We start from the raw sequence: 26,817 nt of genomic DNA, 5'->3' as shown, positions 1-26,817 counted from the left end.
AAGAATAACGATTTATGGAAATGATTGAGCCAACCATGCTGTTGGTTTTGGCGCTCGTCGCTTTTGTTGCTGGATTTATCGATGCGGTTGCAGGCGGTGGCGGTATGCTCACCGTCCCTGCCTTATTGTCGTTGGGACTCCCTCCGCACATTGCATTGGGCACAAATAAACTGGCAGCATCGTTTGCCTCTTCTACTGCCGCTTTCACATACTACAAGAAGCGTTTGTTTAAACCACAATGCTGGGGACGAGCGTTTGTGGCGACTCTTGTTGGTGCCACGCTCGGCACATTGTTTGTCGACGCAATCAGTACTGAATGGCTAGAGAAGGTTTTACCTCTCATTATTCTTGCTGCCGCGATGTATACCGTGTTCCATAAAGCTCCACAATCGACTCACCAAAGCCCGACACCTGAACCATGCCCAATGTTGAATAAAAAGCAGTATCTGCAAGGATTCTCAATCGGCTTCTACGATGGTCTAGCCGGACCAGGGACTGGCGCATTTTGGACTGTAAGCTCAATGGCGCTTTATCGGTTGAACATCTTGCTCGCTTCCGGCTTAGCAAAGGCGATGAACTTTACTAGCAACTTCACTTCTCTTGTCACTTTTGCTGTTTTGGGTCATATAAATTGGGTGCTAGGATTAACAATGGGCGTATGTTTAATGGCAGGCGCATTTGTTGGTGCTCACTCTGCAATCCGCTTTGGTTCTAAATTTATTCGCCCTGTGTTTGTTTCTGTTGTCAGCGTATTAGCAATTAAACTCGCTTATGATGCGTGGTTTGTAGGCTTATCATGAACATCAAACAGCTTTCCAATGGTCTAGAACAAATGTCTGAGAAAGCGGCTTCACTTGACCATCAGCGAGGTCACCATGAGGCAATGCTGTTTGATGAACGCCTATTTCGCTGCCGCTCTCGTTTGTTAGTTCCTTGTGTCAATGAAGCAAGAGCGACATTAAACGACATCATCAAGGAGCAAAAAGAAGGTAAGTTAAATGCGCAACGAGCAGAATATCTGACTGACCGATTGGTTGCCCAAATCACGGCAATTCAACGCGAAATTTCTATCGCCGAGATACCTAAAGCAAAGCCTAAGAAATCTGCTCGACAAGACAAGTCCCTTGATGCACTAAAACAAGAAGTCGCGCAGCATAAAGAATGGGCTCGTCGCTTGCGCGAGATGGTTATAGAAAAACAACAAATAGTTGCCATTGCTCCAGCTCATTTACACACCGAAGCGCAGAAAGCTGTATTAACGGCAAAACAACGACTGATTCGCTGTGAAGCAGCATTAAGCGAGCTAGAAAAGCAAGTAACCCAAAGAGAGAACAATTGAGCATGTCTGAAGAATCGAAATCACCACTGGATGATGCCCCAGAAGAGATCAAGCTAGCTGTCGATTTAATTTACTTGCTAGAAACGAATGAAATCGATCCTAAAATAGCGCTAAAAGCGATTAAGATCGTACAAAGCGATCTTGAAAATAAGATCAACGCAAACTGATAGACAACAAATAGACAAAAAAGAGGAGCGATTTCGCTCCTCTTTGTTTAAGCTGAGTTTGCGTTGATACCACGTTATACTTTGAATTGAGACATTAAGGTTTGCTGTTGATCAGAAAGTGAGGTCATCTCGATACCTGCATTTTCCGACGTTTGCGCTTGATTAAGGATTTCTCTGCTCAGATCGCGAATGTTCGCCACACTTTGATTCACCTCATTAGAGACAGATTGCTGCTCTTCTGCCGCTTTTACTATCTGATTATTCATATCACTTATCGCAGCAATTGACTCAAATACTTTCTGTAATTCTTCTACCGCCATATTCACCTGTTGAGAAGAGGATTGCGCACTTTGATTCCCTTCTGTAATGGACTCAACAACCGCTTGCGTGCCCTTTTGAACATTAGCAATGACATCTCGAATTTCACCCACCGAACTTTGAGTTCGACTTGCTAAGCTCCTTACCTCATCAGCCACCACAGCGAAACCACGACCTTGTTCACCAGCTCGTGCGGCCTCTATTGCTGCATTGAGAGCTAACAAGTTGGTTTGCTCAGAAATGCCTTCAATAACAGAAAGAATTTCGGTAATGCTGGCGTTGTTCTTCGCTAGCTCTTCTACAACCGGGACGGCATTCATCATGGTCAATAATAGTTTTTGCATCTGAGCTTCAGACGCCAAGATCACTTTCTGACCGTTTTCTGCAGATTCACTCGCCTCACCAGCCGCCTTTACCGCAACTTCGGCATTTTGTACCACCAACGCCGCTGTTTGCGTCATTTCTTCAGCAGCAGTCGCGACTAAATCAACTTCTTTAAACTGCGAATCACTGCTATTTCGAGTAACGGCTACAACGTGTTTTGCATGTTCGGTCTTATCTGCAATTTGTCGAGATGTTTCTGCGACTTCTTTAATCGTTAATTGCAAACGCTCAAGAAATCGATTGAACGCCCTCGCAAGTTGACCAATTTCATCGTCTGTTTTAGCTTCCAAACGCTGAGTTAAGTCTCCTTCCCCTGTCGAAATATCTTCCAAACGAGCGACAACTTCTCGAATCGGCTTCACTATGGTCTTAGCCAGCAGTCCGGTTGTAATCAGTCCAACAACGACAAGTGCGACACCAACACTTAATTCAATAATAACGCCGTCTTGCATCTTATTGGTAATCAAAGCGTCTAACTGATCCGCATCAGCAAGCACTGCAGAACGAGGCATTTCAAAGATCACACCCCACGTTTGATTCGCTATTTGGATAGGCGAAAAGACCGTCATCCACTCACCAGAGGCATCCCATTCAACCTTGGCTTCACCGCCAAACAATAAATCAGTGAGATTGTCATTAGAAATGGTGGAACTCGAAAAAGGCTGTCCAGGGGAATCAGTGTTACTATCTGACGCTAACAAAGTTCCATCGAGACTGATCATTGATACCTTTCCAGCACCAGCAAACAAGCTCTGATCAGAATTAATCGCAATGCTCGCTAACTGGTCTAATCGTAGCTCTATACCCAAGAAGCCAATCGGCATACTCTCGACAATGAGTGGAATGGAGATCGATGTTGTTAAGAAGGAACCAGCATCGTTGGTGTTAACCCGCGGCGATGCAATGCAAGTTTGACCAGACGAGAGCGGACAGTAAAAGCGCTCAGCATTGTCGTTCTCATTCAAGGCTTGCTCACTTATCGTACTCGCTAACACGTTTTCACCATTGCTCGCTTTGGACCAATAGGTCGCAAACCGACCGACTTCATTAGAACCGACGTAATCGGCACTTCGATAGTTGGCATCTTCACTGTCGAGCATGTCTGGATTAAACACCAGATAAGCCGCTTGTATCGTGTCAAAGCGTAACACTGCCTGACGAATCATTTCATTCAGAGCGGAGCGAAGATCTTCACTACTGCCAAAATTCTCTTCCGAGTTGGTTTTAAAAAACAGCGCATTTGCTGCCAACATTTCAGCGCGGTAAGTCGCTTCATTGAGATACTCAGACACTTCCGTCGCGTTTAATAACGCTCGTGTCTGTAAGAGTTGTTCAGATTTTTCGATAACAGAAGAGCTAGTTTCTCGCTGCAACAACTTTTGGTTACCGAGCGCGTTGTAGACCGAAAAACCAATTAAAGATAAAGAAGTGACGAGAAGGCAAAGCCCGGAGAGTAATGTAATTTTCCACTGCACAGATATGGTTCGCATACAACATCCTTATTCAAGCAAACTCATTTTTGAGACTCATTAAACCATACGCGGGCACAATAGCAATTACATATTTAACAATTCTTTAAACTTATTCCGTTTACATGAGAACCATTTTCAGCTTGCCTTTGCAATGGTAACATCATGCTCAAACACGCCCTCTGAGAAGGATAAAAAATGAAAGTAATTAGCTTTAACATCAATGGACTTCGTGCGCGTCTGCATCAACTCCAAGCCCTCATCGACAAGCACCAACCTGACGTGATTGGTCTGCAGGAAATCAAAGTTCACGACGAAGCCTTCCCTATCGACGATGTAGAAGCAATGGGATACAAAGTTTACTTTCACGGTCAAAAAGCCCATTACGGTGTGGCAATGCTATGTAAACAAGAGCCTATCAGCGTTCAAAAAGGTTTCCCAACCGATAATGAAGAACACCAAAAGCGCATGATCATGGCGACGTTTGAAGATGAAAACGGTGAAAAAGTGACGGTTCTTAACGGTTATTTCCCGCAAGGTGATAACGTTGCTCACGAAACTAAGTATCCATACAAACGTCAGTTCTACAAAGACTTGATGACTTACCTCAACGATCACCACACTAACGATGAGCAGCTGATTGTCATGGGCGACATCAATATCAGCCCAATCGACGCGGACATCGGTATCGGCGAACCAAACCGTAAACGTTGGCTGAAAACGGGTAAATGTTCTTTCCAACCAGAAGAGCGTGAGTGGTTGCAAACGCTTCTAGATTGGGGCTTTGAAGATACTTTCCGTAACTTACACCCTGAAGTCGATGACCGCTTCTCGTGGTTTGATTACCGTTCGCGTGGCTTCGATGATAACCGTGGTCTTCGTATTGATGTTATTTTGGCAACACCATCACTCGCAGAAAAATGCATAGAATCCGATATTGACTATGAGTTACGAGGCATTGAAAAACCTTCAGATCACGCGCCAATCTGGTCAACCTTCAAGTAGTTCTTACTAACATCGACTAAAAATAAAAAAGAGCGCCAACAAGCGCTCTTTTTTGATGTTTGTATTGTCCTACATGAAGTGGAATGAACAACCCATCTTGTTAGCTCAATGGTCTTAGGTACGCCAAGAAGCGCTTCTCTGCCACTTTGAAGCACCACAAAATAATAAATGTCAGCGCCATGTAGAAGAGTCCCGCTGTCAAGAATGACTCAAATGGTGCGTAGTATCTTGAGTTCACCAAACGTGCTGCACCTGTCAGATCCATAATGGTGATGATGCCGGCGACCGCACTGCCATGAAGCATGAAGATAACCTCATTCGAGTAGGCAGGTAACGCGCGACGCAAAGCACTTGGAAGAATAATGCGACGGTAAGTCATAAACGTACTCATACCGTATGCCTTAGCTGCCTCTACCTCTCCCTTCGGCAAGCCATTGATTGCCCCGCGAATAATTTCAGCAGTATAAGCGGACGTGTTGAGAACAAACGCCACCAGCGCACAAAACCATGCGTTTTCCCAAAGCGTGTCTTTTACCGGAAAAAACTGGTCCATGCCGTAGTAGATCAGATACAGCTGCACCAACAAAGGAGTGCCTCGGAAAAAGTAAATAAACGCCCATGAAGGCAGGCTTAGTGCGTAGTTTGCACTATTACGTGCAATCGCAAGAGGAATCGATACGGCTAACCCAATCACCAGTGCTAACGCAACAAGCCATACCGTCGTCCACAATCCATCTAGGTAGACCGGGAAACTTTCAATTATCAATGAAAAATCCATGGTTTACCTCGCGTGAATACTAAATTTGCGTTCAACCAACTTAAGTAAGCCTGTTGAAACACTGGTAAAGAACAAGAAGATGATTGCAACCGCCATGTAAAAAGTGAATGGCATTTTGGTTGTACCCGCAGCCAACGAGCTAATGCGCACCATATCTTCCAGACCAATGATGGATACTAACGCGGTCGTTTTCAGTAGAACCAACCAGTTGTTACCAAAGCCTGGTAAAGCATGTCGGATCATTTGAGGCAATAGAATTCTTCGGAACGACATTATCGGGCTCATGCCATAAGCTTTTGCGGCTTCTAGTTCACCCTTGTCTACCGCCATGATAGCGCCACGAAACGTCTCTGCCATGTATGCACCGAAGATAAACCCAATGGTTAAAACACCAGCAATAAAGGGGCTGACATCGATGTAATCTGGCAAATACGAAGTCCACTCATGATTTGGGTCACTTGCAGTAAACCATTCATTGAGTGTTTCATTGATCGAGTAAAGGCTATTGTTAAGTAGAATTTGACCACCAAAGAAGATAAGCATCATCAGAACTAAATCAGGGATGCCACGAATGATAGTGGTATAAAGCGTCGCAACTGCTCTTGCCCACTTGTACGGTGCCAATTTCGCCAATGCACCCAGCATTCCGAGAATGACCGCTAAAAGTAGAGAAAGTATTGCGACTTCGATGGTTACTAGAGCCCCTTTTAAGATCGAGGCTTCATATCCTTGTAGATCCAGCATAGGTGAGTTCCTAATCCCTAAACTCAAAAGATCGACCGTTGGTTACTTCTAGGAACAAGCCAACGGTCGCTTAATTACAGCTTATTCGCCGTAAACGTCGTAGTTAAAGTATTTACCTGCGATTTCTTGATAAACACCTTTTTCACGTAGTGACAAAATAGCTGCATCGAGCTTTTTCGTTAGATCCTTGTCTTGCTTACGAACTGCAATACCAAAACCATCACCAAACCACTTAGGATCCGTTAGTGAAGGACCAACAAATTCATAAGCATCGCCACCAGCTTTGTTTAAAACACCCTCTTCTAGTGCAGACGCATCACCAAGCACTGCCGCAACACGACCGTTTGCAAGATCTAGGTACGCTTCGTCAAATGATCCGTAACGCACGATTTCAACTTTGTCGCCATAGTTATCTGTCAGGTATTTGTCGTGAGTCGTTGCACGCTGCACGCTGCACGGCAATTTTTTGACCATCAAGGTTATCAAAATCTAGGTTTGCACCTTTCTTAGCGATGAACTTGTTTGGAATCAGCGCGTATTTTCCTGTGAAGTCGACTTTCTTCTTACGTTCTTCAGTGATCGACATTGCAGCAATAATCGCATCGTATTTACGAGCAAGTAGAGAAGGAATAATTCCATCCCAATCTTGAGCAACGATCTGACACTTCACTTTCATCTCTTCACAAAGTGCGTTCGCCATATCCACGTCGAAGCCTTTTAGAGAGCCGTCCGTTTCTGTCCAGCTAAACGGAGGGTAAGCGCCTTCAATACCAAAGCGAACGGTTTTCCATTCTTTCGCTTGAGCGACACCAGACACTGCTGTTGCAGCAAGCGTTGCTGCTAATAACCACTTTTTCATTTCCATACTCCTGTGATTGCTTTTATTTGGTTTTGATTGTTGTGCTTATGGGTGGCAAAAGACTGCCACCCAAGAAATATTAGTAGATAGATGAGATAAATTGCTGTAATCGTTCTGAATCTGGGTTTGTAAATAGCTTAGCTGGATCTCCCTGTTCTTCCACTAAGCCTTGATGCAAAAACATCACGTGGTTAGATACGTCACGCGCAAATGCCATTTCATGGGTAACGACCAACATCGTTCGCCCTTCATCTGCCAAATCTCGCATTACTCCTAACACCTCACCAACCAACTCAGGATCGAGTGCTGAGGTCGGCTCATCGAACAACATCACTTCTGGATCAACAGCAAGAGCACGAGCAATAGCAGCACGTTGTTGTTGACCTCCGGATAGATGTCCAGGGTAGTAATCTTTACGTTCGTACAATCCCACTTTTTTCAAAAGCAGTTCAGCGTTTTCGATGGCTTGAGCTTTCGGTACGCCAAGCACATGAACTGGTGCTTCAATCACATTTTCTAGAACGGTTAGATGTGACCAAAGATTAAAGCCTTGAAACACCATGGCTAAACGAGAGCGAATGCGCTGAACTTGTTTCTCATTAGCTGGAACTGACTCTCCTGCTCGGTTGTTCTTCATCTGGATAAGTTCACCATTTACCCAAATTTCACCGGCGGTCGGAGTTTCAAGAAGGTTAATACATCTAAGGAAGGTACTCTTACCTGAACCGGAAGAGCCGATGATGGAGATAACATCACCTTTATGAGCGGCAAGTGAAATGCCTTTCAAGACTTCATTTTGTCCAAATGTTTTGTGCAGGTCTTTTATATCTAGCGCTGGTACATCATTCATGCGCCTTACTCCCTGTGTTTTTGTCACTGCAATTAAGGGACTCCGCCCTCTTTGAATTGGAACAAACTATCACCACCCATCGCAAGTTGCAACAAATTATTAACCTAAATAATTCGAATAGATAGATACAACAATCAAATGAATATGCAATTTTTAGCAATATATTCTTTTAATGCTGAATATTAGACGTAAAAAAGCCCCTCACAGGAAGGGGCTCTTTTTTGTAAAAATGTTAATTATTACTTAATCAACACCATAAAGTCAGACTTCTGAGCATTCGTATTGACCTTCTCAGAATCAACTTCACTGATCACAAGACCATCGTGATCCACTTTAAGATCGGTCACATCACCATGAGAGAAAAGAGAAACAAAGTCATAGCTATTTAGGTTTGCTTCAGCAGACTCCACGACAATAGATTGTGAGTAATCACTGGTAGAAGAAACTTTCAAATCTTGCTTCACACTGTCATCGAATGTGTAGTAGTACAATTCCGGAACAACGACATCACTCTCTAAAGTTGTAAATATCTTGTGTGTTACTCGGTGTAGTGTTCCAGAGTTAGACTCTGCACGATATGCGAGGCGGCTAAAGCCTTTATCTTGGTCATTGAAAGCAAAACCAGTATCAATCGTTGAACCTCTCACCACATGCGCTGCAGGCAGAGCATTTAGGTTGTAGTAAGCGCTTGGATCAATTGAGATATCCCATTTTGCGTCCTGGTACATCTTTTGGTTCAGCGCAACTGTCCAACCATTGATCGGTTTTTCAGCTGCAACACTGTAAGTCCAAGTTTCCGTTTTAGGTTCAAGCGGGTGGTAGAACTTCGTCGTTGACATAGGTAACTCTGCAACTTCGTAGTTGTAATCACCAACCAGTACACTGATGTCTAAAGTGTCATATTTAAAAGATGTTGGGTTCAAGATTGGTGAAGAACCAGTCATACCAACCAACGGCAATGGTGATTCACTTGACCAATCGCGAATACCATATTGGTGCAGTTCTGTCTTCGCTGCGTCCGCATATTGCAGCACGATAGTCGACTCCATCTTCGAACCAATAGCTCTCACATCCAAAGAGTCAATGGAATAAGCAGGCTTAGACTCTTTAGCAACTTGAGATATAAAGTTGTACTCTAAGCCACCAGCTTCTGTTGCCACATAGTTAAGATCGGTTCGGGTAGTCTTATTAAAGTTACCATTTTTGTTACAAGCAGACACCGCCTCTCGATTCATCGAGAACGTTGAGTTTCTAAGGTTATTGTCCTGTAAAAAGTCTCGACTAAAGCTGTTTGCCGTAAATACGGTTCCAGAAGCATCAAGCAACTGATAAGTAAAGTAGCCGTCCTCAGGAATGTCTTCTAGAACAAATTTCAAAGTAGTGCCTGATGGGTAGATAAAGTCGCCTTGACGGACACCATTCTTGTCAGAATAGAAACCAACAACCTTATCCCCTGTTAACTGTGCACTTACAGCTGGTTGATAAGTTAATACTTGATTGATGCCATTGCCATCTACTCTACGCTCGTAAACAGTACAACTATCTTTTTGTGCGTTTGCTTCACTGATGACATTTGGGGCAGCAAAAGTAAAAGTGAATGTAGTTCTCGGTGTAGAACTGCCACCGCCACCGCCGCCGCCGCCACCGCAACCGACCATTAATCCCGAAATGATTGCCACTAGCGGCAGTACTTTAAGCTGTTTCATGTCTTCTTCCTAAACTGAGCGGCAATGGTTAGCCAAAAAATCGTCTTTGCTCGGTACTAAGCAAGAATAAAGCCAGCTTTTAATATCACTCATGAATGATATCAATAAATATCGTTGAGTATTATTTCCGCAAAACCACATCTAATTTTATGCAACTTGTGTAATCGAATTACACACGAAATAACCAAGTTGTTCGCATGCCAGACACTTTCTGTAGTTTTCTTTCACATCTATTCTTAAAGTGATCTAAATCAATCACCCCAAAGGGCTATCTTGTTAGACTCCGCCCCAATGATGAGGAATTTTTTGTGCCTCAACACAACAAGTTATTAGCTATGCTTAGGCACGAGATATTCGTGTGACAAAATCTAATAATAGCTAGCATAGGACGTGCCGCAGGAAGCGGAAAAACACAATTCAATTTAGAATTCATAACTTTTAAATATATGAGGAATCTATGTCAGACGCAGTTAATAAAGCGCACTCTGATTCGGATATTGAGACTAAAAGCTACCGCGAGCTTCATCGTCCATCATCTGAGTTCGCAAGCCGTTCAGACTACCTAGACCACGAACTACAAATTATGAAGCCACGTCGATTTGGCTTGAACTTGCCAGGTCGTGACTTCCGCTTTGAGCTTGAAGACCTTGTTCCAGCACTTGCTGGTACTATCGGTATTATCGCAATGTACTCTGCGGTAATGATGTCTTGGGCTGAAGGTCTTACTGCAGCATGGGACCACGTCAACTTGGGCAAAGATTTTGCTATCGAAGTTGCACGTGTAGAAATGCTTATCCCTGCACTTCTTTTCTGTGTACTTGCTTCTGGTTTTATTAACCCTAAAGCCAACCTTGCAGGTAACCACGGTCCAATGATCCCTCTTATTGGTACCATCGCTCTTGCTGGTGCTCACCCTCTTGCATTGGCAATTCTAATCGGTGTGTTCGGTCTTCTACTGAGTTTCCTAAAAGGCGGCTCCAAACTGGTGAACCTCACCTCGGAAGGTACAGCCGGTGGCTTGCTTATCTTCTTGGGTTTGACTGGTACCATGAGCCAGATTACTTCGATTCAAGAATGGGCAGTTGGTCTGCAATCTTCTACTGTTGAAGCTGGTAGCATGGGCTATGTTGGTCTGATCGTACTGGCAGTCACTATCGCACTATACGCATTCCTTGCAAAAGTGAACAAGCGTTGGCTTGCTATTCCGGTGTGTGCTTTCACTGGTCTTGCAATCGCTTTAGTACTAGGTGCAGGTTTCGATATTAAATTCGTCACTGAAACAGGTCTTCCTAACCTAAACCCTGTTTACTGGTGGGGCAGTACTGAAGAAGGTTGGATGCTAGGTCTTCCTAACATGGAACACTTCATCGCATCTCTACCATTTGCAATCCTTGCCGTGGCAATGTGGTCTCCTGACTTCCTAGGTCACCGTATCTTCCAAGAATTGAACTACCCTAAAAAGACAGAAAAAGTATTGATGGACGTAGATGACACAATGACAATGTGTTCTATCCGTCAGATGGTAGGTACAGCAGTAGGTGGTGGTAACATCACTTCATCTTGGGGTACTTACATGATCCCAGCAGCGATCGCAAAACGCCCTATCCCTGGCGGTGCAATCCTTCTTGGTCTTCTGGTAATGATCATTGCAATCCTTGGTTTCCCAATGGATATCGCAGTATGGCCACCAGTAATGCGTGTTGCTCTTCTTGTAGGTGTATCTCTACCTCTACTTGAAGCAGGTATGCAGATGGTGAAAGACTCGAAAGATTCTCAAGCAGCAGGTATCTGTATCTTTGGTTCTGCAGTCGTTAACCCAGTTCTTGCTTGGGCACTGACTATGCTGCTAGACAACAATGGTCTGATTGGTGATAAAGAGCGCGCTTCTCGTCTATCCTTTGTCGATAAGATTGTGATCCCTGTAGGTGTACTTGTTATCTGTTTAGTCGCTATGCTTGCAGTAGGTATGCTAGAAGGACAATATGGCATTAAAGCTTGGCTATAATGACATTCGTTCAAAAATTGTGTGGGTAGCGCTCGTCGCTACCCAATTTTTATCGAGATTTTTTAGGATTTATTGATTTAGTTTAAGGTTTGCAAAATTTTTTTAGTGTAGCCTTGAATTGTGGTTGGGAAGAACCCACATTATTAGCAGTGACAATATTTATAGTTTTATGACCTACTCTTTCTTATTTAAGACTATAAATATTGTTATTCATTAAGAGTGTACTGTTCTCCGTTTAACAGTGGAGATAGCTGGCTCAACGGCGAACCAGTACGTATTTTTTTCTACTACAAAGGTAGGTATGTCATGGCAGAGCAATTTGCTAAAGCTTGGGAAGGTTTTGCTGCAGGCGACTGGCAAAACGAAGTAAACGTTCGTGATTTCATTCAGAAGAACTACACTCCGTACGAAGGCGACGAATCTTTCCTAGTTTCTGAAGGTACTGAAGCGACTAACAAGCTTTGGGCTAAGGTAATGGAAGGTATCAAACAAGAGAACGCGACTCACGCTCCTGTTGATTTCGATACTTCAGTTATCTCTACCATCACTGCTCACGATGCAGGCTACATCGAAAAAGACCTAGAAACTATCGTAGGTCTACAAACTGAAGCTCCTCTTAAGCGTGCAATCATCCCTAACGGTGGTATCCGTATGGTTGAAGGTTCTTGCAAAGCTTACGATCGCGAGCTTGACCCACAAGTTAAGAAAATCTTCACAGAATACCGTAAAACGCACAACGCTGGCGTATTCGATATCTACACTCCAGATATCCTAGCATGTCGTAAATCAGGCGTTCTAACTGGTCTTCCAGATGCGTACGGTCGTGGTCGTATTATCGGTGACTACCGTCGTGTTGCTCTATACGGTATCGACCGTCTAATGCAAGACAAGCTAGCTCAATTCAAGTCTCTACAAGAGCGTTTTGAGAACGGTGAAGATCTACAGATGACTATGCAGCTTCGCGAAGAGATTGCTGAGCAGCACCGTGCACTTGGTCAAATGAAAGTTATGGCTGCTAAATACGGCTGTGACATCTCTCGTCCAGCTGAAACTGCACAAGAAGCTATCCAGTGGACTTACTTCGGTTACCTAGCAGCTGTTAAATCTCAAAACGGCGCAGCAATGTCTCTAGGTCGTACTTCTACTTTCCTAGATATCTACATCGAACGTGATATCGCTGAAGGTAAGATCACTGAAGTTGACGCACAGGAAATGATCGACCACTTCGTAATGAAACTACGTATGGTTCGTTTCCTACGTACTCCTGAGTACGATGATCTATTCTCTGGCGACCCAATCTGGGCAACAGAGTCTATGGGTGGTATGGGTCTTGACGGTCGTACGCTAGTTACACGTTCAAACTTCCGTTTCCTAAACTCTCTATACACAATGGGTCCTTCTCCAGAGCCAAACATCACTGTTCTTTGGTCTGAGCAACTACCTGAAGGCTTCAAGAAGTTCTGTGCAAAAGTATCTATCGATACTTCATCAATCCAGTACGAGAACGACGATCTAATGCGTCCAGACTTCGAGTCTGATGATTACGCAATCGCATGTTGTGTATCTCCAATGATCATTGGTAAGCACATGCAATTCTTCGGTGCTCGCGCTAACCTAGCTAAGACTCTTCTATACGTTATCAACGGCGGTGTGGATGAGAAACTGAAGATCCAAGTTGGTCCTCAAATGCCTAAGATCACTGACGAAGTTCTAGACTTCGACGATGTATGGGGCAAACTAGACCACTTCATGGATTGGCTAGCTAAGCAGTACGTGACTGCACTAAACAGCATCCACTTCATGCACGACAAGTACAGCTACGAAGCTGCGCTAATGGCTCTACATGACCGTGACGTTCGCCGTACTATGGCTTGTGGTATCGCAGGTCTATCTGTTGCAGCTGACTCACTATCTGCAATCAAATTCGCGAAAGTTAAACCAGTTCGTGACGAAGATGGCGTAGCAATCGACTTCGAAATCGAAGGCGACTACCCTAAATTCGGTAACAACGATGCTCGCGTAGATGACATCGCTTGTGAACTTGTTGAAGTGTTCATGAACAAGATTCGTCAGCTTAAGACTTACCGTGACGCAATCCCTACCCAGTCTATCCTAACTATCACTTCAAACGTGGTATACGGTAAGAAGACTGGTAACACGCCTGACGGTCGTCGCGCAGGTGCTCCTTTCGCACCAGGTGCTAACCCAATGCACGGTCGTGACGAAAAAGGTGCTGTAGCGTCTCTAACGTCTGTAGGTAAACTACCGTTTGCTCACGCTAAAGATGGTATCTCTTACACGTTCTCTATCGTACCTAACGCTCTAGGTAAAGATGAAGGTTCACAACGTGCTAACCTTGCTGGTCTAATGGATGGTTACTTCCACCATGAATCTGGTATCGAAGGTGGTCAACACCTAAACGTGAACGTTCTTAACCGCGAAACTCTAGAAGACGCTGTTAAGCACCCAGAGAAATACCCTCAGCTAACAATCCGTGTATCTGGTTACGCTGTACGCTTCAACTCTCTAACTGCAGAGCAACAAGCTGACGTAATCGCACGTACATTCACTGAGTCTCTATAAGACTGATTGAATTAGCACTTTAAGTGATAGAACAAAGGTCGATGCTGAAAAGCATCGACCTTTTTTTGTTTCTTGAACTAAAGTTGTGACATTACAAAAGATTTTGTCTGGGATCTTCCGTATGATGCGTAAAAAGCTTGCAAACATACACTATGAAACTCAGTAAATTATTCATCCTTGCGCTGCTATCACCGGCAGCAATCGCATCCACCAAATCCACAGTCTCTTTCACTCTCGATAACGATGGCATTTTTGGCGTTGACCAAGATTATACCAATGGTATTTTTCTCTCTTACGCGACTGAACAATTGCGTGAAGACGCAGAATGGAAATGGTTTACATTAAATGATTCTAGCCAAAGCAACGTCGATAAGATTGAATTAGTGCTTGGGCATAAAATGTACACGCCAAGTGACATCGAAGCCGACTACCCACTTGTCAACGATCGTCCTTACGCGGGCTACTTACATACTGAAATCAACTATATCTCACTCACCGCTGATAAAGCTGTTCGCTACAATTTCACTATCGGCGCAACGGGTGAGAGCTCACTGTCTGAAAAGGCGCAAGAGCTGGTTCATAGCATTACTGGTTCAACCGATCCACAAGGTTGGGATTACCAAATTGATGACGAGTTGGCATTTAGCGTCGGCTACCGAGCGTTCAACAAATTGATGCGTAGCGAAGGCAAAACGACACAGTGGGAAATTACCAACGTTAACGATATTAACGCAGGTAATTTCCGAAGTGACGTTTCACAAGGTGTCATGTTTCGTTGGGGTACTAACTTAGCCAACAGCATAGGTGCCGCAAACATCAGCGTTGAAAGTCCATTCCATGCCAGCATGTTAGCTAAGAGCACATCAAGTTGGTTCTTATTCACGGGCTTTGAAGGTCGTTACCGCTTTAACGATATCACTATTGAAGGCGACCGTTCAGGTCTACCAGAGCCATCAGACCAATATGATGTCACACTACAGAACTGGCAAGCGAGTGCCGTTGCAGGTGCGGCTTGGTACAACCAAAACTATGGCGCAAGCTTAACATTTACAGTGAAAACGCCAGACTATGAGGAAGCCCAAACTGACGTTTACGGTACAGGCTCTTTGTCTTTGTTCGCCTTCTTCTAAAGAAATCTCCCCATACGGCGTGTGAGTTTTCATTCGCCGTTGTCTTTGCTCAATATCTCGCCAACGAAAGCCCACTTAGACTGTTTTAACCCTGCAATTTGTAATAAAATAACGGTCAGAATTTATTAAAAATGAGAGCAAAAGATGTCAACAACTGGTCGTATTCACTCGTTTGAGTCATGTGGTACCGTAGACGGACCTGGTATCCGTTTTATCGTCTTCTTGCAGGGTTGCTTAATGCGTTGTAAGTATTGCCATAACCGCGATACATGGGACACGCATGATGGCAAGGAAGTTACGGTTGAAGAGATTATTGCTGAAGCAAAAACTTACCGTCACTTCATGAACGCATCAGGTGGTGGCATTACTTGTTCCGGTGGTGAAGCGATGCTTCAGCCTGAGTTCGTTCGTGACTTCTTCCGCGCTGCTCAAGCAGAAGGCATTCACACTTGTTTGGATACTAACGGCTACATCCGTAAACACACCGACGTGATCGATGAAGTGTTGGATGCGACTGACCTAGTCATGCTTGACCTAAAACACATGAAAGATGAGATTCACCAAGACTTCATTGGTGTGTCTAACCGTCGTGTTTTAGACTTTGCTCGTTATCTACATAAAATTGGTCAAAAGACTTGGATTCGTTATGTGGTTGTTCCTGGCTACACGGACGAACCAGAAGCCGCTCATATGCTTGGTGAATTCATTAAAGATATGGATAACATTGAAAAAGTAGAGCTTCTGCCATACCACAAACTCGGCGCACACAAATGGGAGGCGCTTGGTGTTGAATATCCTCTTGATGGTGTAAATCCTCCATCTAAAGAAACTATGGACGAAATCCAGTCAATTCTTTCCCAATACCACTCAAATGTGAAATACTAAGTAGCATTAGGTTATTGAATAGATTAAAAATACCAGCAACTTGCTGGTATTTTTTTACCTATACGTAGGTATATGTGTCTAACGGACCAGCAGGTCTTGTGCCCTATCCAACTCATATTAGACGTATTAGGAATACGAAACCGTAAGTAAAGCTCATAGGAAAAGCGTTGGGATAACACATGGATTGGTTTAATTTTGTTTCGATCATCATTATTTTCTGGGTCGTCGTCGTTTATTGTCTCCCCGATTGGCGAAGAGTCGTTTGGCCTAAAATGGAACAAGAAAAGCCATTCCAACATTTAGTCTTCGCGACACTTTTCTTGATTAGCGTTTTGTGGTCTGCCCAAGCAGGGGTAAAAGAAGGGTTACAAATTCATTTCCTTGCTTTAACCACGCTAACTATGATGTATGGTTGGCGCATGGCTTTTCTATTTTGCATCCCTGCGATGGTCGTCAACCACTTGATTCATGACATATCGTTGTTGATGTTGCCAAGCGCGCTGGTGCTCTCTGCACTGATTCCAATACTTATCAGTTACAGCATCTTTCTTCTGAGCTACCAGTACTTACCACGTAACATCTTCGTTTTCATTTTTGTGGCAGGATTCTTCAATGGTGCACTTACCGGCAGCCTCCACTTGCTGATCAATTCTTTTTACCACCTATCTGTGGGTCACTATGATTGGCAAACCATCCAGCACAATTACTTTGTGTTTGTTCCGTTACTCGCTTTCCCTGAAGGTCTTCTTAATGGAATGGCTTTAGCGGTACTGACCGTTTTTAAGCCTGAGTGGCTGAGAGTTTTTTCAGACCGTGACTACATATACAACCATTATCACAAATAAGTTGTAACGCCCCATTCATACTGCATTTGTAAACTGGTTAAATTCGATAATTCTTGCCATTTTTCATATTAAATATGTGTTGAGATCATGTTTCACCTTCATCCGAAACGTTAACCTAAGCACATTAAAAATGTATTAGATTATTTAGTGAGGTCACCATGGAAATGTCAAACGCTCAACGTTTGATCCTATCAAACCAGTACAACCTAATGTCTCAACTTGATCCTAACAACGCAGCAAAATACAAGCGTCTACAGACTATTGTAGAGCGTGGTTACGAGCTACAAATGCGCGAGTTGAACAAAGATTTTGGCTGCATTACAGAAACCGAGTGTCGTGAAATCATCGACATCATGGAGATGTACCACGCAATGCAAGAATCAAACAAAATGCTGGATGACGAAGAGCGCGGTAAAGTCGACCAGCGTCGCCTTCAGTTCCTTGGCTTTGATATTGCGACAGAAGCACAACAAGTACACTATGTGCGCTTCCTAGTGGATTCAGAAGGTCTTTACCCTCAATTTGATAAAGCTGATCACCACTTCAATAGCCAAATGCCAATGTTAGACAAATACCGCCGCATGCTAAAAACCTGGCGCAACTGTCCTCGTCAATACCACCTATGTGCAAACGAGCTAGCACAAATCTTTAGTGCATAATTCAGCAAGTATTTGAAAAGGAGGGCAAAGGCTCTCCTTTTTTCTTTTCCCCTGTCACAAGTCAAGCTCATTCTATCAGCACAGTTTTATCTTTCATTCTCTAGACTTGTATACGAATCACTAATATCAGTGATTCAAAGCCAAATATCTGATTTCTATCACTCCTATTCACAACATAAATTTTTCAATCTCCAAACAGTGATTCAAATGTCACTTTTGCAATAAATTCATAATTGTTAAGCAAAATTGGAAATCCCCGACTAGGCTTAAAATGAGAAAGGGAGTGATTGAAAGGTACCTATCCATCGTTCTCCGTTGCAGTGAAAAAGTGTCCATAAAGCAAAGTCTTTGGTGTTGTCTAGCTTACTTCCAGTACAAACCAAACGTGATAACAGGACGTATAACTTCATACAACGAAGGGCATATCAAAGGTGGATAAGCCTGCGTCAACGTTCGTCGGTAGACTGACTAGTTAAAGGGGAAAGCGACATGAGTATTTTCGACCACTATCAATCAAGATATGAAGCTGCAAAAGATGAAGAGATGTCGTTACAGGATTTCTTAGCCCTGTGTAAAGACGACAAAAGCGCTTACGCTAATGCTGCAGAACGCCTACTGATGGCTATCGGAGAGCCAGAAGTCATTGATACTGCTCAAGATCCAAGACTGAGCCGTATATTCTCGAACCGAGTCATCTCACGTTATGAAACCTTCAAAGACTTCTATGGCATGGAAGATGCGATTGAGCAGATTGTTTCTTATCTCAAACATGCCGCACAAGGTTTGGAAGAGCGTAAACAAATTCTGTACTTACTCGGTCCTGTTGGTGGTGGTAAGTCATCACTTGCCGAAAAGCTAAAAGCCCTAATGGAAAAAATGCCCGTTTATGTGCTTAGTGCGAACGGCGAACGAAGCCCAGTTAACGATCACCCTTTCTGTCTGTTCAATCCGACAGAAGATGGCGAGATCTTGAAGAAAGAATACGGCATCGAACATCGTTACCTAAGATCTATCATGTCACCGTGGGCAGCAAAACGTCTGCATGAATTTGGTGGTGATATCACCAAGTTCAAAGTGCTGAAAGTACGCCCTTCCATCCTCGACCAAGTGGCTATTGCTAAAACCGAGCCAGGCGATGAAAACAACCAAGACATTTCGTCCCTCGTTGGTAAAGTCGATATTCGTCAGTTAGAGCATTACTCACAAGACGACCCAGATGCCTACAGTTACTCTGGCGCGCTGTGTAAAGCGAACCAAGGTTTGATGGAATTCGTAGAGATGTTCAAAGCGCCAATCAAGGTGCTACACCCTCTATTAACCGCAACTCAAGAAGGCAACTTTAATGGTACCGAGGGACTGTCTGCGATTCCATTCGACGGTATGATTCTGGCTCACTCGAACGAATCTGAGTGGCAAACCTTCCGCAACAATAAGAACAATGAGGCGTTCTTAGACCGTGTGTACATAGTGAAAGTACCTTACTGCTTACGTGTGTCGGAAGAAGTGAAGATCTACCAGAAACTGCTTGAAAACAGTGAGCTTTCTAAAGCACCTTGCTCACCAAGTACGCTTGAAACTCTGGCACAATTTAGTATTCTTTCGCGACTTAAAGAGCCTGAGAACTCGTCCATCTTCTCTAAGATGCGAGTGTACGATGGTGAAACACTGAAAGACACCGATCCGAAAGCGAAGAGCTACCAAGAGTACCGTGACTACGCAGGCGTTGACGAGGGTATGAACGGTCTATCAACTCGTTTCGCCTTCAAAATCCTATCTCGCGTGTTCAACTTCGACCAAACGGAAGTGGCGGCCAACCCTGTTCACCTGTTCTATGTTATTGAACAGCAAGTAGAACGTGAGCAGTTCCCTTCAGAAATGGCAGAGAAGTACCTTGAATTCTTGAAAGGCTATCTAGTGCCTCGTTATGTCGAGTTCATTGGTAAAGAAGTTCAAACGGCATACCTAGAGTCTTACTCTGAGTACGGTCAGAATATCTTCGACCGTTACGTCACCTATGCAGACTTCTGGATCCAAGACCAAGAATATCGCGATCCAGAAACAGGCCAACTGTTCGACCGTGCTTCTCTAAATGCTGAATTAGAGAAGATCGAGAAAACAGCGGGCATCTCTAACCCGAAAGATTTCCGAAACGAAATCGTAAACTTTGTGCTTCGTGCGAAAGCCAATAACAATGGTCAAAACCCAGTTTGGACCAGCTACGAAAAACTGCGCACGGTAATCGAGAAAAAAATGTTCTCCAATACCGAAGAGCTGCTTCCGGTTATCTCATTCAATGCGAAAACGTCTTCTGAAGATCAGAAGAAACACGACGACTTTGTCGCTCGCATGATGGAAAAAGGCTACACCGAGAAACAGGTTCGCCTACTTTCTGAGTGGTACCTACGAGTACGTAAGTCATCCTAACCAGTTTGAGTTAGGTCGCTTGTGAAACATGAAGAGGGCTATTTCATGGCGCAATTTATAGACCGAAGGCTCAATGGCAAGAACAAGAGCGCTGTTAATCGACAGCGCTTCTTGAAGCGCCATAAAGAGCAGATTAAAGAGTCGGTAGCTGACGCAGTGAATCGACGCTCGATCACGAACACGGAAACGGGCGAAGACGTCGCAATACCGCACAAAGACATTAACGAACCTATGTTTCATCAGGGTAAAGGGGGCGTACGTGACCGTGTGCACCCTGGTAACGACCAATTTATCACGGGTGATAAAATTGAACGTCCGAAAGGTGGAGGTCAAGGCGGCGGTGCTGGTGAAGGCAATGCTAGCCCCGACGGCGAAGGTCAAGACGAGTTCGTTTTCCAAATCTCAAAAGACGAATATCTCGACATCTTATTTGAAGATTTAGAGCTACCAAATCTCGAGAAAAACCAAATTGCCAAAATCACAGAGTGGAAGACCCATCGCGCGGGTTATCAAACCGCGGGTATTCCATCCAACATTGCCGTCGTTCGCTCGTTACAACAATCTCTGGCGCGACGCACCGCAATGACAGCAGGTAAAAAACGTCTTCTTAACGAGCTAGAGCATGAACTAACTCGCGTCAAGAACATTGAGCCTGCACAACAGCTCGAAGAAAATCGCTTGAAGAAGGAAATCGAAGAGTTACGTAAGAAAATCGAAAGCGTGCCTTTCATTGATACCTTCGACTTACGTTTCAAGAACTATGAGAAGCGCCCTGTGCCATCGAGCCAAGCGGTCATGTTCTGTCTAATGGACGTATCCGGTTCTATGGATCAAGCCACCAAAGACATTGCAAAACGCTTCTATGTGCTTTTGTATCTTTTCTTAACTCGCACGTATGAGAATGTTGAAGTGGTCTTCATTCGCCACCACACTCAAGCGAAAGAAGTCGACGAGCACGAGTTTTTCTATTCGCAAGAAACGGGGGGCACTATCGTATCGAGCGCGCTCAAGCTGATGAATGAGATCGTTCAAGACCGCTACCCTGTGGGTCAATGGAACATCTACGCGGCTCAGGCATCCGATGGCGATAACTGGGCAGACGACTCACCCCGTTGTCGTGACCTACTCGTCAATAAGTTACTGCCAAATTGTCAGTACTATTCATACATCGAGATCACTAGACGTTCCCATCAAACGCTGTGGCATGAGTATGAAAAGCTTTCCGAAGCCTTTCCAAACTTCGCCATGAAAAACATCCGCTCTGTGGAGGATATCTTCCCAGTCTTCCGTGAACTATTCCAAAAAGAAAATGCGTAAGGAGGCTAGCGATGAATACCGCAACGACAAACCTTTCGGGGGAAGCCTCGAAGAAACGCAGAGATAATATGCTGCCAGATGGTCCAGACTGGACATTTGAACTGCTGGAGCGTTACCACAAGGAAATCAAGCGTGTCGCGGAGCATTATCGTCTCGACACCTACCCTAACCAAATCGAAGTCATCACCTCAGAGCAAATGATGGACGCATACTCAAGCATCGGTATGCCTATCAACTACAACCACTGGTCGTTTGGTAAAAAGTTCATCCAAACAGAGCAGAACTATAAGCACGGTCAAATGGGTCTAGCTTACGAGATCGTCATTAACTCAAACCCATGCATCGCTTACCTGATGGAAGAGAACACCATCACTATGCAGGCACTGGTTATTGCTCACGCATGCTATGGGCACAACTCATTCTTTAAAGGCAATTACCTGTTCCAAACTTGGACCGATGCCAGCTCTATCATCGATTATCTATTGTTTGCGAAGAACTACATTGCGGAATGTGAAGAGCGTTATGGTGTGCACGAAGTCGAGCAGCTTCTAGACTCTTGCCATGCACTTATGAACTTCGGCGTTGACCGTTATAAACGTCCTGAAAAGATTTCAATTAACGAGGAGAAAGCGCGTCAGGAAGAGCGTGAAGCTTACCTGCAATCGCAAGTAAACGAGTTATGGCGCACCGTTCCACAATCGAAAACCAAAGAAGAAGACATTAAAGTTCGTTTCCCTAGCGAGCCACAAGAGAACCTGCTCTACTTCTTTGAAAAACATGCTCCTCTGCTTGAACCATGGCAACGTGAGATTGTGCGTATCGTGCGTAAGGTAAGCCAATACTTCTATCCTCAAAAACAAACTCAGGTCATGAACGAAGGCTGGGCAACATTCTGGCACTACACCATTCTTAATCACCTTTATGATGAGGGTTTGGTGTCTGAGAAGTTCATTCTCGAATTTCTACACAGCCACACTAGTGTGGTTGCACAGCCACCATATAACAGCCCTTACTTTAGTGGTATCAACCCTTATGCGCTTGGTTTTGCGATGTTCCGCGATATCAAACGTATCTGTGAAGAACCAACAGACGAGGACAAAGAGTGGTTCCCTGAACTAGCAGGAACAGACTGGTTAGACGCGGTTCACTTTGCCATGCATAACTTCAAAGATGAAAGCTTTATTAGCCAATACTTATCACCGAAGCTCATGCGTGATTTCAAGTTGTTTGCCATCAATGACGATGATCGTAAAAACTTCATCGAAGTTGCCGCCATTCATGATGAGATGGGTTACCGACGCATTCGTGAAACGCTGGCTGCGCAATATAACTTGGCGAATTTAGAGCCAAATATTCAGGTGTTTAACGTAGATGTCCGCGGTGACCGCTCATTAACGCTGCAATATGTCCCCCATAACCGCATTCCTTTGGATAACAGTTATGAAGAAGTACTTAAGCATGTATATCGCTTGTGGGGCTTCGACGTAATTTTGGAAGAAGTCAAAGACACCGGACACAGAGAGATCCTCTCAACATGTCCGAAACGCAATCAGTACGACACCAATATCTAACCGATACAGCTTCCAATCTATCGTAGATACAAAAAGGCTCCTCAATGAGGAGCCTTTTCTAATTTTGAAATCAATACCAAGCTTATTGTGCTTGCTTAGCGACAATCGCACGTACTGCTTCTAAATCTTCTGGCGTATCCACACCGGCTGCTGGTGCTTCTTTTGCAACTTCCACATGAATCTTTTCGCCGTACCAAAGTACGCGAAGCTGCTCTAGGCACTCGATTTGTTCAAGTGCACTTGGCTGCCAATTCACATAGGTATTGATAAAACCAGCACGGTAAGCGTAGATGCCGATGTGACGCATCAATGGGTTTGCGATCGTTTTGTCTTGTTTAGCAAAGTTGTCACGATCCCATGGAATCGTTGCTCGGCTAAAATACATGGCATAGCCACGCTCATCCGCGACCACTTTTACCGCATTCGGGTTGAAGACTTCCTCTTCCGATTCGATCTCCACCGCAAGCGTTGCCATGGGCGCATCGCAACCTGCTAAGTTATCAGCCACTTGGCGAATGATAGACGGCGGAATCAATGGTTCATCACCCTGAACATTCACCACAATGTGGTCTGCAGGAATCGCCATTTTCTCTACTACTTCGGCTAGTCGCTCAGTGCCAGATTCGTGGTTTGGCGAGGTCATACAAACCTTGCCACCAAACTGCTCTGCTGCCACTGACACTCGCTCATCGTCAGTTGCAATAATCACATCTTCTGCACCCGCTTGTAACGCTTGCTCGTAAACCCATTGGATCATAGGTTTACCACCAATATCTGCCAATGGCTTACCTGGTAAGCGGCTTGACGCATAGCGTGCAGGAATGACAACCGTAAAAGACATTAGCGTCCCTCGTCCATGCTCATGGTTCGAGCTTCTGGCTCAAGCAGAACAGGAATACCCTCTTTTATTGGGTAAGCAAGGCGATCCAATTTGCAGATCAACTCTTGATTATCTTTATCGTACGTCAGCTTACCTTTGCACACAGGGCAAGCTACAATCTCAAGCAGACGGTGATCCATAAGTCGCTTTAACCTCTTTTATTCGATTTAAAATTCGCTCTGCATCGTTTGATTCAAACTGAGCAGAAACAGGCAGATACCACCAATTATCTTGCGCATAGCTGTCACATTTGACGGCATCTTTTTCTGTCATAATCACATTCGCCCCTTGTTGAGCCAATGTGTGCAATTCTTGCTGGTCAAAGTCTTGATGGTCGGCAAAACCCTTCGTTACTTTAACGTCAGCGTTCATCGCATTAAGTGTATTAAAAAATCGTGGCGGATGTCCGATCCCAGCAAATGCAACGAGGTCTTGCAGTTCGCTCACCTCGACTTGCTGTTTTGTCTTTAAATTAACGGCTTTCGATGGCGCTAAAGACATTGGCATTTCGTTTTGCTGAGCTTGACCACCGTTAGTGATAATAAAATCGACGTTAGAAAGACGCTCTACCCCTTCGCGAAGCGGGCCAAGCGGTATAAGGCTTTCATTACCAAAGCGACGATTACCATCAACAATAACAAACTCGATATCTCTCTCAAGCGCGTAATGTTGAAGCCCATCATCCGTAACGATGATATCAACGCCCACTTCTAGTAATGCTTTCACTGCATTAGCACGGACTGGATCCACTGCCACTGGTGCGCCAGTTCTGCGATAGATAAGCTTAGGTTCATCACCACAATGTTTAGCAGGCGTACTATCATCAAGCAATAACGGATATTGCGGCGCTTTTGCGCCATAGCCTCTAGACACCACTCCAGGCTTAAAACCAAGTTGCTGCAATTGCTCTACTAGCCACACCACAACTGGGGTTTTGCCGTTCCCACCAGCAGTAATGTTACCAACAACGACAACAGGTACAGGCGCTTTATACGCTTGTTTTTTTCCAGATTGGTATTGTTGTCGCTTAGACTTACTAATTGCACCGAATAACAGACTAAGTGGCCACAGTAGCGGCCACAGTAAGTACTTGAGAGGGTGGTTTTCGAACCAGATTTTTTCAATCACAGCGCTTAAGCACCAAATTGGATTCGGTGAAGTTGGGCATAAGCGCCATCTTTTGCGATTAAATCGGCATGGCTACCACGCTCAACAATTGCACCTTCGTCCACAACCAAAATTTCATCTGCATTCTCAATCGTAGATAGGCGGTGGGCAATCACCAATACGGTTTTGTATTTCTGTAGCTCATCCAGAGCAGATTGGATTGCACGTTCAGATTCGGTATCTAAAGCAGATGTTGCCTCATCAAGAATAAGAACTGGCGCATCACGTAATAAAGCTCGAGCAATTGCTACACGTTGACGCTGCCCACCAGAAAGGCTTGCACCGTTCTCACCTATCATCGCGTCGAGTCCACCATCCATCTTACTGATGAACTCCATCGCGTGAGCTAGGCTGGCTGCGCGTTCAATGTCTTCACGTGAATACTTGCCTTCTGTTGCGTAAGCAATATTGTTCGCAATCGTATCGTTAAACAGATGCACGTTTTGCGAAACCAGAGCAAACTGCTCACGTAAGTTTTTCAGCTCATAGTCACGGATATCATGACCATCAAGTGAGATAGCACCGCCACTTACATCGTAGAAACGGTTAAACAAATTCGCAATGGTACTCTTACCTGAACCTGAGCGCCCCACTAAGGCAACTGTTTTGCCTCGTGGAATATCAAAGCTGACATTTTCCAATGCAGGCTTTTCAGAACCTTCATAGGTAAAGCTTACATCTTTCACTGCAACGTCGCCTTTTGCTCGCTCGACAGTGAATTTGCCTTCGTTCTTTTCTGTATCCAAATCCACAAGAGCGAACAAAGTTTGGCTCGCCGCCATACCACGTTGGAACTGTGACGTTACGTTTGTTAGTGCTTTCAATGGACGCATCAAACCAAACATCGCAGAGAATACAACAGTAAATGTACCCGGCGTTAACTGGTCTTTAATTGAGTCAATACTTGCAAGATAAAGCACCACAACAATAGCAATAGACGCAATCATCTGGATGATTGGGTTTGCCGCTGCTTGAGCTGTCACCAACTTCATGCTTTGTTGGCGCATTTGGTTACTTACTTTCTCGAAGCGTTTACCTTCGATATCTTGGCCGCCATAACTCAGTACTACTTTGTGACCTTTCAGCATTTGCTCTGCAGAGGCAGTCACATTGCCCATCATCGTCTGCATGTTTCTCGAGATCTTTCTGAATCGCTTAGAAACAACGCTAATACCAAAAGCAACAACAGGTGCAACAGCAAACAAAACCAAAGACAATTGCCAGCTATTATAGAACATCAGAACCAACAAACCAATGATGCTTGCGCCTTCACGCACAATGCTAACTAGCGCAGAACTAGTCGCCGCTGAAACTTGTTCAGAGTCATAAGTAATTCGAGAAAGTAGATTGCCTGTTTTTTCTTTATCGAAATAAGAAACAGGCATATGCATAAAATGATTAAACACCATGCGACGGATTTGCATTACCACATTGCCGGATACCCAGCTCAGACAATAAGTAGAGACAAACCCGCTCACACCACGAATAAACATCATGGCGAAAACGATAAGTGGAAGTGTACGTAGAAAATCAGATTCCGCACTACCAAAACCTTCATCTAGAAGCGGTTTTAGCAAGGAGATCATGTAGGTATCAGAGATAGCATTAACAACCAATGCTACAACAGCAACGATTAGACCTGACTTATAAAGGCGAATAAATTGCCATAGACGCTTAAACGTCTGCCAAGTCGTTTCATCAGTATTTATCGACATAGAAGTGCTTTGTTTTC

At 44.3% G+C, this 26,817-nt stretch carries 22 protein-coding genes and 1 pseudogene; 13 read left to right on the top strand and 10 right to left on the bottom strand.

What is annotated here, in order from left to right; genetic code table 11:
* The first annotated feature begins 14 nt into the window (after nt 1-14).
* The 3 genes from VHA02S_RS01430 to rsmS are packed head-to-tail and all read left to right on the top strand — an operon-like array spanning nt 15 to nt 1,506.
* Complete coding sequence (locus VHA02S_RS01430) at nt 15-800, top strand: sulfite exporter TauE/SafE family protein (RefSeq protein WP_005449856.1); 786 nt, start codon at nt 15-17, stop codon at nt 798-800.
* Nucleotides 797-1,339, top strand: a complete 543-nt coding sequence (locus VHA02S_RS01425; protein ID WP_038898167.1) for a primosomal replication protein — start codon at nt 797-799, stop codon at nt 1,337-1,339. Before VHA02S_RS01430 ends, VHA02S_RS01425 begins: the two co-directional genes overlap by 4 nt.
* A 2-nt stretch (nt 1,340-1,341) precedes the next feature.
* Nucleotides 1,342-1,506 (top strand): pleiotropic regulatory protein RsmS, encoded by a 165-nt coding sequence (gene rsmS / locus VHA02S_RS01420; protein WP_005449861.1) that lies wholly within the window; start codon nt 1,342-1,344, stop codon nt 1,504-1,506.
* A 74-nt stretch (nt 1,507-1,580) separates the two neighbouring features.
* Here the strand turns inward: rsmS and VHA02S_RS01415 are convergent, their stop codons facing one another.
* A complete protein-coding gene (locus VHA02S_RS01415; protein ID WP_038898168.1) occupies nt 1,581-3,698 on the bottom strand; it encodes a methyl-accepting chemotaxis protein in 2,118 nt (705 codons plus the stop codon).
* Nucleotides 3,699-3,875: 177 nt separating this feature from the next.
* Here VHA02S_RS01415 and xthA point away from each other — a divergent pair, with 177 nt between their 5' ends.
* Complete coding sequence (xthA, locus tag VHA02S_RS01410; protein ID WP_009698305.1) at nt 3,876-4,682, top strand: exodeoxyribonuclease III; 807 nt, start codon at nt 3,876-3,878, stop codon at nt 4,680-4,682.
* A 100-nt stretch (nt 4,683-4,782) separates the two neighbouring features.
* Here xthA and VHA02S_RS01405 read toward each other — a convergent pair whose 3' ends face one another.
* The 5 genes and pseudogenes from VHA02S_RS01405 to VHA02S_RS01385 all read right to left on the bottom strand — a co-directional run bounded on the left by VHA02S_RS01405 (nt 4,783) and on the right by VHA02S_RS01385 (nt 9,619).
* Entirely contained in the window at nt 4,783-5,460 is a 678-nt protein-coding gene (locus VHA02S_RS01405; protein ID WP_005446711.1) for an ABC transporter permease, read from the bottom strand.
* A 3-nt stretch (nt 5,461-5,463) separates the two neighbouring features.
* Nucleotides 5,464-6,204: an ABC transporter permease gene (locus tag VHA02S_RS01400; RefSeq protein WP_017819029.1), complete on the bottom strand. Its 741-nt coding sequence runs from the start codon at nt 6,202-6,204 to the stop codon at nt 5,464-5,466.
* 81 nt (nt 6,205-6,285) lie between these two features.
* Nucleotides 6,286-7,063 (bottom strand): annotated as a pseudogene (gene aotJ / locus VHA02S_RS01395) (L-arginine-binding protein AotJ).
* A 79-nt stretch (nt 7,064-7,142) separates the two neighbouring features.
* Nucleotides 7,143-7,913 carry an ABC transporter ATP-binding protein gene (locus VHA02S_RS01390; RefSeq protein ID WP_005446708.1) on the bottom strand — a complete coding sequence of 257 codons (771 nt, stop codon included), beginning with the start codon at nt 7,911-7,913 and terminating at the stop codon, nt 7,143-7,145.
* A gap of 239 nt (nt 7,914-8,152) precedes the next feature.
* On the bottom strand, nt 8,153-9,619 hold the full coding sequence (locus VHA02S_RS01385) for a hypothetical protein (protein ID WP_038898169.1): 1,467 nt from the start codon (nt 9,617-9,619) through the stop codon (nt 8,153-8,155).
* Between the two features lie 457 nt (nt 9,620-10,076).
* Between VHA02S_RS01385 and VHA02S_RS01380 the strand changes: the two genes are divergently transcribed.
* The 9 genes from VHA02S_RS01380 (at nt 10,077) to VHA02S_RS01340 (ending at nt 23,038) form a co-directional block, all read left to right on the top strand.
* Nucleotides 10,077-11,624: a DUF3360 family protein gene (locus VHA02S_RS01380; RefSeq protein ID WP_005446706.1), complete on the top strand. Its 1,548-nt coding sequence runs from the start codon at nt 10,077-10,079 to the stop codon at nt 11,622-11,624.
* A 306-nt stretch (nt 11,625-11,930) separates the two neighbouring features.
* Nucleotides 11,931-14,207, top strand: a complete 2,277-nt coding sequence (pflB, locus tag VHA02S_RS01375) for a formate C-acetyltransferase (RefSeq protein ID WP_038898170.1) — start codon at nt 11,931-11,933, stop codon at nt 14,205-14,207.
* A gap of 152 nt (nt 14,208-14,359) precedes the next feature.
* A complete protein-coding gene (locus VHA02S_RS01370) occupies nt 14,360-15,337 on the top strand; it encodes a lipid A deacylase LpxR family protein (protein ID WP_009698308.1) in 978 nt (325 codons plus the stop codon).
* Between the two features lie 144 nt (nt 15,338-15,481).
* The gene (pflA, locus tag VHA02S_RS01365) at nt 15,482-16,222 is read left to right on the top strand and encodes a pyruvate formate lyase 1-activating protein (protein ID WP_005446703.1); all 741 of its coding nucleotides are present in this window, start codon (nt 15,482-15,484) and stop codon (nt 16,220-16,222) included.
* Nucleotides 16,223-16,401: 179 nt separating this feature from the next.
* Nucleotides 16,402-17,067, top strand: a complete 666-nt coding sequence (locus VHA02S_RS01360) for an energy-coupling factor ABC transporter permease (RefSeq protein WP_009698309.1) — start codon at nt 16,402-16,404, stop codon at nt 17,065-17,067.
* A gap of 158 nt (nt 17,068-17,225) precedes the next feature.
* Nucleotides 17,226-17,726 (top strand): YfbU family protein, encoded by a 501-nt coding sequence (locus VHA02S_RS01355; RefSeq protein ID WP_005431701.1) that lies wholly within the window; start codon nt 17,226-17,228, stop codon nt 17,724-17,726.
* A 489-nt stretch (nt 17,727-18,215) separates the two neighbouring features.
* On the top strand, nt 18,216-20,150 hold the full coding sequence (locus VHA02S_RS01350) for a PrkA family serine protein kinase (RefSeq protein WP_005431706.1): 1,935 nt from the start codon (nt 18,216-18,218) through the stop codon (nt 20,148-20,150).
* A 45-nt stretch (nt 20,151-20,195) separates the two neighbouring features.
* Nucleotides 20,196-21,467 (top strand): YeaH/YhbH family protein, encoded by a 1,272-nt coding sequence (locus tag VHA02S_RS01345; protein WP_038898171.1) that lies wholly within the window; start codon nt 20,196-20,198, stop codon nt 21,465-21,467.
* 11 nt (nt 21,468-21,478) lie between these two features.
* Nucleotides 21,479-23,038 (top strand): SpoVR family protein, encoded by a 1,560-nt coding sequence (locus tag VHA02S_RS01340; RefSeq protein ID WP_017819023.1) that lies wholly within the window; start codon nt 21,479-21,481, stop codon nt 23,036-23,038.
* 82 nt (nt 23,039-23,120) lie between these two features.
* Here the strand turns inward: VHA02S_RS01340 and kdsB are convergent, their stop codons facing one another.
* Genes kdsB through msbA form a run of 4 tightly spaced genes read right to left on the bottom strand, consistent with a single transcriptional unit; the run spans nt 23,121 to nt 26,800 of the window.
* Nucleotides 23,121-23,879 (bottom strand): 3-deoxy-manno-octulosonate cytidylyltransferase, encoded by a 759-nt coding sequence (gene kdsB / locus VHA02S_RS01335; protein WP_005446698.1) that lies wholly within the window; start codon nt 23,877-23,879, stop codon nt 23,121-23,123.
* Nucleotides 23,879-24,058: a Trm112 family protein gene (locus VHA02S_RS01330; protein ID WP_005378451.1), complete on the bottom strand. Its 180-nt coding sequence runs from the start codon at nt 24,056-24,058 to the stop codon at nt 23,879-23,881. Before VHA02S_RS01330 ends, kdsB begins: the two co-directional genes overlap by 1 nt.
* Nucleotides 24,039-25,046 carry a tetraacyldisaccharide 4'-kinase gene (lpxK, locus tag VHA02S_RS01325; RefSeq protein ID WP_009698313.1) on the bottom strand — a complete coding sequence of 336 codons (1,008 nt, stop codon included), beginning with the start codon at nt 25,044-25,046 and terminating at the stop codon, nt 24,039-24,041. Before lpxK ends, VHA02S_RS01330 begins: the two co-directional genes overlap by 20 nt.
* Nucleotides 25,047-25,051: 5 nt before the next feature.
* On the bottom strand, nt 25,052-26,800 hold the full coding sequence (gene msbA / locus VHA02S_RS01320) for a lipid A ABC transporter ATP-binding protein/permease MsbA (RefSeq protein ID WP_038898172.1): 1,749 nt from the start codon (nt 26,798-26,800) through the stop codon (nt 25,052-25,054).
* Nucleotides 26,801-26,817: the final 17 nt, after the last annotated feature.

Source organism: Vibrio harveyi NBRC 15634 = ATCC 14126 = KCTC 12724 (assembly GCF_001591145.1).
Classification (GTDB): Bacteria; Pseudomonadota; Gammaproteobacteria; order Enterobacterales; family Vibrionaceae; genus Vibrio; species Vibrio harveyi.
The sequence above is the reverse complement of the archived record's forward strand: the minus strand, read 5'-3'. Positions and strand labels throughout refer to the sequence as shown.